The organism is Glaesserella sp. (assembly GCF_041817755.1).
GTDB lineage: Bacteria > Pseudomonadota > Gammaproteobacteria > Enterobacterales > Pasteurellaceae > Glaesserella.
Genome location: NZ_JBGYBX010000009.1, coordinates 1 through 12,070, shown reverse-complemented (window position 1 = coordinate 12,070; position 12,070 = coordinate 1). Strand labels below are relative to the sequence as shown.

General features: G+C 43.2%; 12 protein-coding genes and 1 pseudogene. 3 read left to right on the top strand and 10 right to left on the bottom strand.

All coding sequences use genetic code 11. The annotated features are described in order from the left end of the window. Together ACEYKX_RS00615 and ACEYKX_RS00610 are read right to left on the bottom strand one after the other, a co-directional pair. Positions 1-2,436: ESPR-type extended signal peptide-containing protein (locus ACEYKX_RS00615; protein ID WP_373780354.1), on the bottom strand; the 2,436-nt coding region annotated here is incomplete at its 3' end. Between the two features lie 390 nt (positions 2,437-2,826). Further along, positions 2,827-4,485, bottom strand: coding sequence for a phospho-sugar mutase (locus tag ACEYKX_RS00610; RefSeq protein ID WP_373767487.1), 1,659 nt, complete (start codon positions 4,483-4,485; stop codon positions 2,827-2,829). Positions 4,486-4,740: 255 nt separating this feature from the next. Between ACEYKX_RS00610 and ACEYKX_RS00605 the strand changes: the two are divergent. From ACEYKX_RS00605 to ACEYKX_RS00595, 3 genes and pseudogenes are all read left to right on the top strand, one after another. Beyond that, a pseudogene (locus ACEYKX_RS00605) lies at positions 4,741-5,419 on the top strand (CsgG/HfaB family protein). Between the two features lie 8 nt (positions 5,420-5,427). Continuing rightward, positions 5,428-5,763, top strand: a complete 336-nt coding sequence (locus ACEYKX_RS00600; RefSeq protein ID WP_373767488.1) for a DUF4810 domain-containing protein — start codon at positions 5,428-5,430, stop codon at positions 5,761-5,763. Positions 5,764-5,774: 11 nt separating this feature from the next. After that, the gene (locus tag ACEYKX_RS00595) at positions 5,775-6,419 is read left to right on the top strand and encodes a DUF799 domain-containing protein (RefSeq protein WP_373767489.1); all 645 of its coding nucleotides are present in this window, start codon (positions 5,775-5,777) and stop codon (positions 6,417-6,419) included. Positions 6,420-6,573: 154 nt separating this feature from the next. On the opposite strand, the gene ACEYKX_RS00590 is transcribed toward ACEYKX_RS00595, so the two are convergent. The 8 genes from ACEYKX_RS00590 to ACEYKX_RS00555 all read right to left on the bottom strand — a co-directional run. Beyond that, positions 6,574-6,900 carry an AzlD domain-containing protein gene (locus ACEYKX_RS00590; RefSeq protein ID WP_373767490.1) on the bottom strand — a complete coding sequence of 109 codons (327 nt, stop codon included), beginning with the start codon at positions 6,898-6,900 and terminating at the stop codon, positions 6,574-6,576. Further along, complete coding sequence (locus ACEYKX_RS00585) at positions 6,887-7,588, bottom strand: AzlC family ABC transporter permease (RefSeq protein ID WP_373767491.1); 702 nt, start codon at positions 7,586-7,588, stop codon at positions 6,887-6,889. The genes ACEYKX_RS00590 and ACEYKX_RS00585 overlap by 14 nt, the downstream gene beginning before the upstream one ends. A 147-nt stretch (positions 7,589-7,735) precedes the next feature. Then, complete coding sequence (gene qseC / locus ACEYKX_RS00580; protein ID WP_373767492.1) at positions 7,736-9,109, bottom strand: quorum sensing histidine kinase QseC; 1,374 nt, start codon at positions 9,107-9,109, stop codon at positions 7,736-7,738. Continuing rightward, entirely contained in the window at positions 9,096-9,767 is a 672-nt protein-coding gene (locus ACEYKX_RS00575) for a response regulator (protein ID WP_373767493.1), read from the bottom strand. Before ACEYKX_RS00575 ends, qseC begins: the two co-directional genes overlap by 14 nt. 51 nt (positions 9,768-9,818) lie before the next feature. Continuing rightward, positions 9,819-10,220, bottom strand: coding sequence for a YgiW/YdeI family stress tolerance OB fold protein (locus tag ACEYKX_RS00570; RefSeq protein ID WP_373767494.1), 402 nt, complete (start codon positions 10,218-10,220; stop codon positions 9,819-9,821). Between the two features lie 110 nt (positions 10,221-10,330). Continuing rightward, the gene (ccmI, locus tag ACEYKX_RS00565) at positions 10,331-11,242 is read right to left on the bottom strand and encodes a c-type cytochrome biogenesis protein CcmI (RefSeq protein ID WP_373767585.1); all 912 of its coding nucleotides are present in this window, start codon (positions 11,240-11,242) and stop codon (positions 10,331-10,333) included. Further along, entirely contained in the window at positions 11,242-11,712 is a 471-nt protein-coding gene (locus ACEYKX_RS00560) for a cytochrome c-type biogenesis protein (protein WP_373767495.1), read from the bottom strand. The genes ccmI and ACEYKX_RS00560 overlap by 1 nt, the downstream gene beginning before the upstream one ends. Next, on the bottom strand, positions 11,709-12,070 hold a 362-nt coding region (locus tag ACEYKX_RS00555; protein ID WP_373780353.1), incomplete at its 5' end, for a hypothetical protein. The genes ACEYKX_RS00560 and ACEYKX_RS00555, both read right to left, overlap by 4 nt.

Here is a 12,070-nt window from a genome sequence, read left to right as displayed (position 1 = left end):
GCTCACATTACCCGTGCCGGTTTTCGCCGTGGTGATGTTCCAACCTTTGGCTACATCGCCTTTTAAGTTGCTGATATCGCTTTTTGCGGTGGTCATGTCGTTTTGTAAAGTCGTCACATTCGCATTGGTTGCATTCAACTGTGACAGGTTGACTGCATCACCATCCGTTGTACCGTTTGCCACGTTACTGATTTTCGCCGCCGTGCCGTCCGCTTTCGCCACTTTGACACCGTCCGCTGTCGGCGTTAATCCGACGCGATTAGCTCCGTCAACAAGATTGACCGCTTTAAACGTCGGTTTTTCTTTCATGCTGATAGTGACTTTAGTTTCCGTCGCCCCTTTTGAGGTTTCTTTCGTGACCGTAGTCAATAAGTTGTCTGTAGGGGTTTCCGTTGCATTGCCCGCCACGACCGATAGGGTAGTACCCAATTCATGTTTTACCGGGTTTACATCCGACGCTTCCAAGCCTTTATCCGCACCGACCTTAATACCTGATGAAGCAAGATTATTCACATATTCAATCGCTTCGTGAACAGTATTTTTATTCGTTGCACCGATATTCGTGGTCGTTATCGTTCCGTTGGAATTCAATACCGTTTGACCGCCAAGGGAAGTTTTTAGTGCATTCGCCAAATTACTCATGACATCTTGTGTAGCGTAAAGTTGTGAACCGTTGATGACGTCCGTTGAGGTGGTACTGATATTCCCCGCCGCAACATGTTTGATTTGACGTTCGTTTCCTGCCGCTCCAACCGAAACCTGGTCACCCACGGCAATACCGGCTTTGGTTTTAAAACCCCCATAGGTCAAATGACCGACCGTTGCCGTCGTTTCTAAGGTAGCGCTCGTTGATGTTGTGGATGAGGCACCTAATGCCACAGCATTTGCTTTACTTGCATCGGCTGAAGCGCCAACCGATACTGCATTTTCTTGACTTGCTTTAGAAGCAATACCTAATGCCAAGCTGTTTAATCCTGAGGCATTGGTGGAATCACCGAATGCGGTTGCACCTTGCGCACTGGCTTTACTGCTTGTACCGACTGCGACCGTTTGGTTATTACTTGAATTTGCGCCATCACCCACCGCAACGGCTGATTTACCCGAAGCATTCGAGGCTTGACCGACGGCAACCGTATTGTCACCCAGTGATTTTGCTCTTGCCCCCACGGAAACCGAGTTGATACCGGAAGAATTACTGCCTGTACCAATACTGATAGAGCTTGCTCCCGCCACATTTGCATTTGTACCGATAGCAATACCGTGAGAAACGGCAACGGCATTAATACCCATCGCATTCGCACCGGCACCGCTGGCATTGGCATCACGACCAATCGCAACACCTCCACCGGATCTTGCCCCCGTTGCCGATACGGTTGAAATTGTTTTAGCCCCACGACCGATGGCTACGGATTGATCCGCTTCGGCATTCGCTAATGCACCCAACACTGTTGCCTGTGTACCTGTTGCAACCGAAGATACACCTAATGCCATTGCTCCCGTTTCTGTTGCTTGAGCCTTCGAACCAATGGCAATAGAATCAAAACCAGACGCACGAGTTTTACTCGAATCTGGAGTTTTGGCATATTCACTCACATTATCGCTGGAACCGATTGCGATACCTCGAACACCAGATGCTGTTGCTTTATACCCCATTGCAACAGATGACCAACCTTTTGAGTACGCCGTAAAACCGATAGCAACCGAATTCACATCATCCACTCGTGTCTCCCGACCGATTGCAATAGAACCAACAGCTTTGCTCGTTACGGTTGCATAGCTACCTAATGCCGTAGAAATACTAGCATTAGCAAAAGCATAGGGGCCGACAGCTAAGGAATTTACACCTTGGGCTGTTGACATACCACCAATCGCAACACTTCCACCACGCCCTAAAACACCTTGACCTTTGTTATAATCAAAGGCGACTGTCGACGCTAACGCATTATTACCGATAGCAATTGCAGCAGATCCAGAACCATCCGGTGCATTATATACACTTTTATAATGCGTTCCCGGTCTACCTGATGTACTTTGATCAATAGCACCACTGGATATATTTGAATAACCGTATGCACCTTCGGCTCTTGCATTACACCCGAATGCAATAGTACCCGTTGTTGCCCACGGATTTCCATTAGACATTACGGCCGTACCACCATTAGCACCGGCATATGCCTCTCCACACACAAGCCCTCCAGATGTCGATGCAGGAACATTAATTGCTAATCCTTCCCCCCCTCCCGCATTAATTACTGATGCTAATGACGCCAACGGTGTCAAACCAAAAGCAAACAGAACCGAACTGAATACTATTGTATTTTTTGTACTTATATGCTTACCATTTGAGGACGATTTACCTTTACCTTTTGTAATCTCCGATACCACAACAAAAGCCCCAATAGCAGCATTCCAAATAATTTTGTAAATTTTATTCATTTTATGTATCCTTAGATAATAGCGTCACACACTTTATCGAAACTAGCATTTCCATCTTAACTAAAACATTTCGAACAACACCACACTTACAAAAAAATAAGACACAAAAACATATTACATCATGACTATTTTTGCAAAATAATACACAAAAAAAAATAAATACAATATTTTACAAAAAAATACTGGGCAAAATTTAATCATTTTGTCCCAAATAAACACACGATTCAAGAAACTCACAAACGAACCAAGCTAAAACAAATATCTAACCCATTGAATGAAAAAGTAAAAGATATAACAGAAAAGAAATCTGCACCGTCATCCATTGAGCATGGCTCAATATTTAGGTGCAGATTTTTTACAAGCGGTGTGTTTTTGATGAAAATTTACAAATTAACAATCTTGTTTGCCGTACTGTTCTTGACGAAGAATCGCACGCACGCTTGCATCAAACTGTGCTAACACGTCTTCGGCATTTTTCGGATCGGTACCACGTGCATCCAAGTAGAACTTGATCTTCGGTTCCGTACCGGACGGACGGGCAATGAGACGACTACCGTTTTCAAGGATAAAGACTAAAATGTCGCTTTGGCGATCAGTTTTGGTGTGATCTAAGAATGTCGCCACTTTAAAACCACCGACTTCGCTTGGCGGGTTGGTGCGTAATACCGTCATCAATTTACCGATTGCCGATAAATCATCGACACGGATAGAAATTTGACCGCTGACATAAGCACCGAATTCTTTGGTAAAATCGTCTGCATAATCTGCTAAGGTTTTACCTTGTTTTTTCAAGCTACGCACAAGATCTAAGAACATAATTGCAGCAGAAATCCCGTCTTTATCGCGCACTTTATCCGGATCTACCAAGAAACCGATCGCTTCTTCAAAACCAAACAATAAGCCGTTTACTTTACCGATATATTTAAAGCCCGTAAGGGTTTCTTCCGATTCAAAGCCGTAGCGTTTCGCAATTTCAGCTAGTGCAGGGGAAGAAACCAATGAGCAAGCTAATACGCCTTTTTTGCCTTGCGCATGGTATTGTTTCGCTAAATACCATCCTAAAAAACAACCGATCACATTACCGTGAAGCGCTTTCCAGTTGCCTTGTGCATCAGGCACGGCAACCGCCAAGCGGTCTGCATCCGGGTCATTGGCAATAATAAATTCCGCATTTCTCTCTTTAGCCACTTTAATCGCTAAGTCTAACGCCCCTTTCTCTTCCGGGTTCGGGAAGTTTACGGTTGGGAAAGTGCCGTCCGGCCATACTTGTTCAGCAACGATAGACGGTTGAGGTAAACCTGCTTTTGCGAGCGTTTTGCTTAACACTTCATAGCCTACACCGTGCATTGCGGTATAAACGTAGTTAATATCAACTTGTGGTTCTTTAGCAAGGCTTGCGGTTTTTGCAATATAAGCATCAACAATTTCATCATCTAATACAATGTAATTTTGACTGCGTGGTAAATCTTTAACGTTGCCTTGTGCCACTTTATCAATACAAGCAGCAATTTCCTGATCTGCCGGTGACACGATTTGACCGCCACCGTTTGCTTTACCTAAGTAAACTTTATAACCGTTATCTTCCGGCGGATTGTGACTTGCCGTCACCATGACCCCGGCAGTGGTATCAAAATATTTAATTGCATACGCAAGCACCGGCGTCGGTAATTTTCTCGGAAGAAGATAGGTTTTAATACCGGCTCCCGCCATAATTTCCGCCGTATCACGTGCAAATACATCGGAATTTTTACGACCATCATAACCTAATACGATTGACGGTTCTTTATCATAGCCTTTGAGGAATTCAGCCAACCCACCTGCCGCTTGTGCAACGAGAACCCGGTTCATCCCCATCGAACCGGCTTGCAGACGTCCGCGTAAGCCTGCCGTACCGAATTGTAAACGACCGTCGAAACGGCTTGCCAGCTCGGCTTGCGCTTTCGTAACCCCTGCTTTTGCCTGCTGAATAAGCTGTTCCAGTTCCGCACGTGTTTCTGTATCCGGATCTTGGTTTAACCAATGTTGAGCTGTTTGAAAAAGTGTTTCCATAATCAATCCTCAATAAAATAAATAAGATAGGCGACGATAGACTAACGGAAAAGCGGTCTGATTTAAATGATAATTTGCAAATTCTGTGGAGTTTTTGATATGGATAAAAAGAAAACGATTGCCAAATTATCATTCGATTGAATTAAGACTAAAAAATGCATTTTGTAAACAATGCATTTTTTTCTTCAAAAACACCCTATTAAATGTTAAATTTTGTATAGTTAGCATTCAAGATTAACAAAAGGAGGAAATATGATGAATAAACTAACATTAAGTACCTTGTGTGCCACTGTATTAGCCCTCACAGGTTGTGTAGCCGAAGGATCTCGCGTTATTGCACCAACGACAACGCAAGCAGCTATGACCGCAAGTACTTACCAAGGTATTAAATCCGTTATTTCTGTCGGAAAATTTGAAAATAAATCAAGTTATCAAAACGGCATCTTTTCAGATGGTGCCGATCAATTAGGAAATCAGTCAAAAACTATCCTAATTTCCCACTTACAGCAAACAGGACGCTTTTCCGTTTTAGATCGCTCAAATATGAATGAAATCGCCACTGAAGCCAAGATTAAAGGGAAAAAAGCAAAACCTTAAAGGTTCCACTTATGTTGTTACGGGAGATGTGACTGAATTTGGGCGAAAAACCGTTGGCGATCATCAACTCTTCGGTATTTTAGGGCGAGGAAAAGAACAGGTTGCTTATGCCAAAGTAACATTGAATGTTGTTGATGTACTCTCTTCAGAAGTTGTTTATTCCGTACAAGGCGCCGGAGAATACAACCTTTCTAATCGTGAAGTTTTAGGTTTCGGGGGTACTGCCGGTTATGACTCCACATTAAACGGCAAAGTACTTGATCTTGCTATTCGTGAAGCGGTAAACAACTTGGTTAATGGTATTGAAACAGGCCGTTGGTCACCATCTAATAAATAGGAGTCTCCATGAAATTTATTTCAATTATACTCAGCATGATACTCCTCACTGCCTGTTCAACGAAACAAGATAACACATTGTTTTATTGGGGAAATTATTCTGATGTCGTATATAGCTACTATAATGAGAATAGTGATTTACACCAACAAGAAGAATCATTAGCTCTTATCATCGCCCAAGCCAAAGAACATAATAAAATGGTTGCTCCCGGTATATATGGTCACTTAGGACTTGTCTTACTCAAACAAGGGAAACATGCCGAAGCTCAGCACGCATTTCAAGAAGAACAGCGCCTATACCCGGAGAGCACTTCTTTTATGCAATATTTACAGCGTAAAAAATAAGGATTCATGATATGAAAAAAATATTTGCCCTACTTACCGGTTTACTTCTATTAACAGGTTGTGCAAAGCAGGTTGAACCTTATGACTACACGGCATTTAAACAAAGCAAACCAAAATCGATTTTAGTCGTGATGCCTGCTAATAATTCGATCGATGTCAAAGCGGATGTCAGTGTGCTCGCTCGAGCAAGCTATCCTTTAGGTGAATTAGGTTATTATATTTATCCTGTCGCTTTAGTCGATGAAGTTTTCAAACAAAACGGTTTAACTGACGGTCATGCAATTCGTCATGCTCAATTGAAGAAAATTCATGACATATTTGGTGCAGATGCCATCTTTTATATCAATGTTAATGAATACGGTACAAGCTATAAACTTATTGATAGCGAAACTACCGTCGCTCTCGAAGGTAAATTGGTTGACTTAAAAACAGGCCAAACGCTTTGGGAGGGTACAGGCAAGCATTCTCAAGGCTCAACCCAAAGTAATGATGGCTTATTAGTTGCATTAGTCAAAGCTGCTGTCAGCCAAATCATCGATACCAGTAAAGATTATGGTTATCAGATTGCAGCTCCGGCTATGACGAACTTGACTTACCACGGCAAAAACGGGGGACTGCTTATCGGACCAAAGCATCCCGACTATGCTAAACCATGACTTTATTTAAATGAAAAAAGAACGCTGAACGCGTTTTGGAGGCACTTTTAGGCAGAGTTGCTAAAATTTTGTCTGATATGCCTATTATTCATCATGCCCGCCCCCGCATCATACAGAGGGGCGGCATGTTATTGATGTTCGAGATGTCCGTGCATTACCCAAAGCCCCACATCAATCCGTTCAAACACAGTACACCGAGCGCTACGCTGAGTAAAATATTGTTAAACCCTTTATAGCTGGCGATCACCACCGCCAGCGCTGCAATTTGCGCGATAAACAGCGTATAACTCTCACCGGTTTTCGGTATATGAACGCTGGTTAACACTAACAAGACCATAATGACAAGCGGTAACATTTTGTTCAATTTTTGCAAAATCGGGTGGGAGAGCACTGATTTCGGCAAAAACAACGGGGTAAAGCGACAAATTTGTGTCCCCAACATCAAGGCGACCAACATATAAAGGATATCAATCGTTTGCACGGTTTGCTCCTTTATCTATGAGGGATTGAGGAAGAAGCGCAACAATCACGATGGCGATGATGATTGCCACCAACAACACACTGCTTTGGGTGATTTGTCCGGCAAGTAAGAAGCCGATTAATGCGATGAATATCGGCTTCCACTGTTTTTGGCTGCGGTATTGTTCATAGGCTAAAATGGCAAATAAACAAGGAAGCGCAAAATCTAAATTCGGAATGTAATCGGCAATCGAATCCCCCAACACAACGCCGACAATCGTCGCAAATGTCCAATAGCTGACCCCCAAGATACTGATTTTAAGCATTAACGCTTGGCGGGTATCCTGCGGCAATGTGGTGAGCAGGGCAAAATTTTCATCCGTCAGGTAGCTTAACGCAAAAAAACGATGGAACTTACCTTTAGGTAAGGCGTTATGCATATTCAGCGTATAAAAAATAAAGCGCAAACTCATTAATAAGGTGCTTAAAAAGACAGAAAGTACACCGGCGCCGGAGACAAAAAAAGGAATGGCGGCATATTGTGCGGTACCGGAAAAAACCGTGAAGCACATGATAATGGTGAACCAAGCGGGCATCCCCGCATTTGTGGCAAGCATGCCGTAGGCAACACCGGCGGCAAAGTACCCCATAAAAATCGGTACGGTCAGTTTAGCCGCATTACGCCAACTGTTTTCTGAGTTGAATGACATAAAACCCCAATGACATATCGATAAAGACAATTGGCATCGAATCATCCGACCCGATGCCAAGATACCGTATTATAGAGGAAGTTACGGAGAATAAAAATGCAGTCGGATTGCAAAATATTCCGAGGATCCGACCGCTTGTCGATGAGATTACAGGTTAACGGTGACTTTTAAGCCTTTTTTGCCGTCAATACCGTAACCGTTTTCCAATTGAATGCGGTAGTGATGTAATTCGGCGATGCGGTAAACAATGGATAAACCCAAACCGCTGCCCTTTTCATTTTGCCCCGCCGGTCGATAAAAGCGTTGTCCGAGTTTGGCAAGATCCTCCTCTTCCACGCCGCCGCCGTTATCTTCAATCACTATTCGAGTTGAATCAAGGCTGACTTTAATGCAACTGCCTTCCGCACAATAGCGGACGGCATTGTCGATGATATTACGTAACATCAGCGACAATAACAGAGGCTGCCCTTTACGTACCGTCGGTGTTGCAATGTGTTCAAAAGTCAATTCCATATTGCGTTTTTGCGCATGAAAATACAGTTCGCCGATTAATGACGGAATCAGTTTGTCCCAATGAATCTCTTCCAGCCCTTCAAGCTCTGTCAAATTATCCAAACGGGAAAGCGTGAGCAGCTGCTCAATCAATTGCGTTGCACGATTAATTCCCTGAGTCAGGTTGGTGAGCGCTTTATCGCGTAACGGCGCATCGTCACCGGCAATTTGGGCAATTTCCGTTTGAATTTTTAAAGCGGCAAGCGGGCTGCGCAGTTCGTGAGCGGCATCGGAAGTAAAACGTCGCTCTCTTAAGAGCATACTGGAAGTACGCTCAAAAAACTGATTTAACGCTTGGACTAACGGCAGGATTTCCGTCGGCAGATTGTCTGTCGGGATTGCGCGATTGTCCTCCGGTGTACGCTGCTGTAATTGTTCGCTCACCTGTTTAAGATTTTTCAATTCACGGCTGATAATCCATACAATCAATGCTAATAACAACGGCAAGCTGGCAAACCAAATCCACATTTGGCTCAATACCATGCCGTTGGTCAAATCGTGGCGATAATCCAACTCTTGCCCGACCGCAACGACTAAACGCCCGTCCGCTACCGGATGCCAAAAGATACGCCATTGATCGTCATCATTATCTAACGGTGAAACGGAGAAACCCTGTTGCGATGAAAAGAGAAAATGCGCACCGTTATTGCCGTCACTCAGCACCATATCGCCTTTCGCCGTAAAAACGGCAAAGGCGAGGGCATCGTCGTCAAATTTGACTTTTTTCAACGGTTTGCGCTTATTTTCACTGCCAAATTTGGTCGGATGGCGATCAATCAAAATGGTTCGTAAATCGGATGAAGCCAAGCGTTGGGCAAAGAGAATTTGTTGCGCATCAAACACATGATTTACCTCTTTACGGACTTGCAACCAAGCAACTGCGGTGGAGACAATCCAAATCAGCAATGCCGTACATGAAATCACCAAAATCAAGCGTAAGCGCAAGCTCATGTGTTTAAAGCGCTTCATCGTTTTTCCCTAGCGCATAGCCGACACCGTGTACCGTGCGGATAAATTGCTTACCCAATTTTTGACGAAGATTGTAAATATGGACTTCAAGCGCATTGCTGCTGACTTCATCGTCCCACGTATACAGTTTCTCTTCAATGACGGAGCGGGTCAGCACGCGGTCTTTATTCAACATGAACAATTCTAATAAATTATACTCCCGAGTGGTTAAGGTCACTTCTTCATCTCGCAATAAAACTTTCCGTTGGTTCGGATCGAATTTTACTAAACTGTGCTCAATAATCGGATTGGTATTACCGTAACGACGACGAATTAAGGCTTGTAAACGCGCAACAACTTCCGCCAAGGCAAAGGGTTTGCATAAATAGTCATCGGCACCGCGTTGCAAACCGGTAATACGCTCGTCCAAGGTATCGCGGGCGGTTAAAATCAATACCGGCACGTCCTGATTGCTCCGACGCCAATGTTGTAGAATATCCAAGCCGTCCATTTTGGGTAAGGTTAAATCAAGTACCGCCGCATCATAAGGTGCGGAGGTAATGGCATCCAAACCGGTTTTGCCGTCGGTAAACCAATCTACGCTAAACCCGGATTTTGTCAGCCCTACTTTCAAGCCTTCGCCAATCAACGGATCGTCTTCAATCAATAAAATTCGCATCTTGATAACCCTACTTTGAAAAGAAAAGTGGCATGACTGCCACTTCCTTACTTATTTTACTTTTTCGACACGGTGAACTTCCACTTCGGTTTTATTCCAAGATTTATCCACCTCACCGTACAATTTCACTTCGTCATTCGGTGAAATTTGTTGACCTTGCCACGCTTTACGCTCAACTTCAACCACGATTTCACCGCTGGCATCACGGAATAAAAAATCATCTTCACCGATTTGTTGAACAATTTTGCCTTGTAACACAACATATTGATCATCATGCATCGCCGCCACATCAATGATTTTATGCACCGTTTGATTGGCATTAACAAAACCGCCGCTCTGCATCGCGTCAGGCGCTCCTTTCGGCTGTTGAAATCCGCCCTGTTGGGATGACGCAAAGGCAGAAAGCGTGGTTGCCGATAATACAAGTGTTGTGATAAATGCGAATTTTTTCATAAAAAATCTCCGAGTATGATAAACAGATGATGACCAAAACGCGTTTAACACGTTTTTGTCGACATGCATTACACCAAACAAATCTTAAGAAAATCTTAAGCCTTCATTTTTTATTTTGCTTTTTCCGCCTCGACTGCCTGTGGCGGCTCGGTTTTAAGCATCGACAGCGCCGATTGAATACTGCGCTCGATCGTCTCCCGTCTCGGATCATCATCCGGCATTAATTTCAACATCATGCCCCACGTCATTGCCGCCATTTTATAATCTTCCTTTTCAAAAGAGCGAAAAGCCAGCAAACTCAGGGCATTAATATTGGCATGATCGGCGCGGATAACATCCTTAAGTACTTGCTCACCTTGTTCTTTATCTTTCGGATCGGCGGAAAACAATAACATTTCGGCATGGCGCAATTTATATTGCATATTGTTCGGCTGTAATCGGCTTGCTTTGGCAAAGCTGTCCAAAGCAAGCTGACCGTTATCAAGCGCCAAACCGATTTGCCCCAACATAAACCAAGATTTGTCATCCTGCGGATGCTTTTGTAATTCCACCCGCAGTGCCATTGCAAATTGGTTGAGTTCTTCTTGTGACAGTGGCTCTTGCTCCTCCGTTTTAATACGCTCGTAGAAATAATCCAGCTTTCGATGGCTCATTTCCAACATCGAACCGCTAAACCACGAACCGGTCTGCCAATAAATACCGGTACTAACCGCCGCGACCAGTAAAATCAACGCCGCAAACCATATCGCACCAAACGATTTTTTATGGGTGAGCGTTGACTCATCCTGTTCCGGTATATCATCCAACAAGCTTTGTTGAAGTTCCAATTTGGTTTGCTCCGGATCATCGATAACACCTTCATTTTCCTCGCGCTCCACTTCTTGTAAACGGTCAAAATAGAAGGCTTTGTTTAAATTGCTGCGTTTTTGGTGATTGAGTACCGCTGATTTTTTCAGCAACGGATAAAATGCAACCGCCCCGATGATCACCGTCAACAGGACTAATATAATCCAAAAAGTCATCATGATTCCTTATCGTTGAGAATACGGTTCAGTCTGTCCTTATCAATTCGTTTTGCAAATTGTTGTTCGGAACCGACCGCTTGTATCGCTTTTTGCTTTCGTTTGAACATAATCATAACGCCCAACCCGATGAGTAACAACGGCATTAACCACAACAACAATGTTGCCGGCGTCAACGGCGGATCGTAAGTCACAAAATTGCCGTAACGTTCCACCATATACTCGACCACTTCGTCCTTGCTTTTCCCTTGTTTAAGCAATTCCAAGGTTTTATTACGCATATCCGTTGAAATCGTCGCATTCGAATCGGCAATGTTATTGTTTTGGCATTGCGGGCAGCGCAATTCCTGAATCAACGCTTTATAATCCGCCTCTTGCTTGGCATTGTCGAATTGATGGGTTTCGATGGCGGCGTGGGAGTATGAAACAAGAAATAATAGTATCAAGGTATATCTAATCTTCAATTTCATATTATATTTTCTCCACATATTATTTTCTTTCCTTCGTTAAGATAAATTTCATCTTTAGGAACTCTTTGAACATCACTCTGTTTTTCTCTACCTTTTTCAATAAATAAAAAGGTTTGGCCAACATTCCAAATTATTTTACCACATAAAACATCACTCGTTCTTTTATGATTGAATTTAATTTTATATTCATTGCTAATTGTATATTCATAATACTCTTTATCTTTTACCCCTAATACTGCCATCACCTTCTCATTTATATCCTGTATATACAATTGAAAACCCAAAATAAAAAAAGCAACCACAAAAATATTTATTATCATACTAATAAACAAATTTTTTAGCATATAACTAGAATCAT

Coding starts and splice junctions, on each gene's coding strand:
- ACEYKX_RS00560 (WP_373767495.1), bottom strand. CDS start 11,712: ATGAAATTGAAGATTAGATATACCTTGATACTATTATTTCTTGTTTCA.
- ACEYKX_RS00575 (WP_373767493.1), bottom strand. CDS start 9,767: ATGCGAATTTTATTGATTGAAGACGATCCGTTGATTGGCGAAGGCTTG.
- qseC (WP_373767492.1), bottom strand. CDS start 9,109: ATGAAGCGCTTTAAACACATGAGCTTGCGCTTACGCTTGATTTTGGTG.
- ACEYKX_RS00570 (WP_373767494.1), bottom strand. CDS start 10,220: ATGAAAAAATTCGCATTTATCACAACACTTGTATTATCGGCAACCACG.
- ACEYKX_RS00585 (WP_373767491.1), bottom strand. CDS start 7,588: ATGTCATTCAACTCAGAAAACAGTTGGCGTAATGCGGCTAAACTGACC.
- ACEYKX_RS00600 (WP_373767488.1), top strand. CDS start 5,428: ATGAAATTTATTTCAATTATACTCAGCATGATACTCCTCACTGCCTGT.
- ACEYKX_RS00595 (WP_373767489.1), top strand. CDS start 5,775: ATGAAAAAAATATTTGCCCTACTTACCGGTTTACTTCTATTAACAGGT.
- ACEYKX_RS00610 (WP_373767487.1), bottom strand. CDS start 4,485: ATGGAAACACTTTTTCAAACAGCTCAACATTGGTTAAACCAAGATCCG.
- ccmI (WP_373767585.1), bottom strand. CDS start 11,242: ATGACTTTTTGGATTATATTAGTCCTGTTGACGGTGATCATCGGGGCG.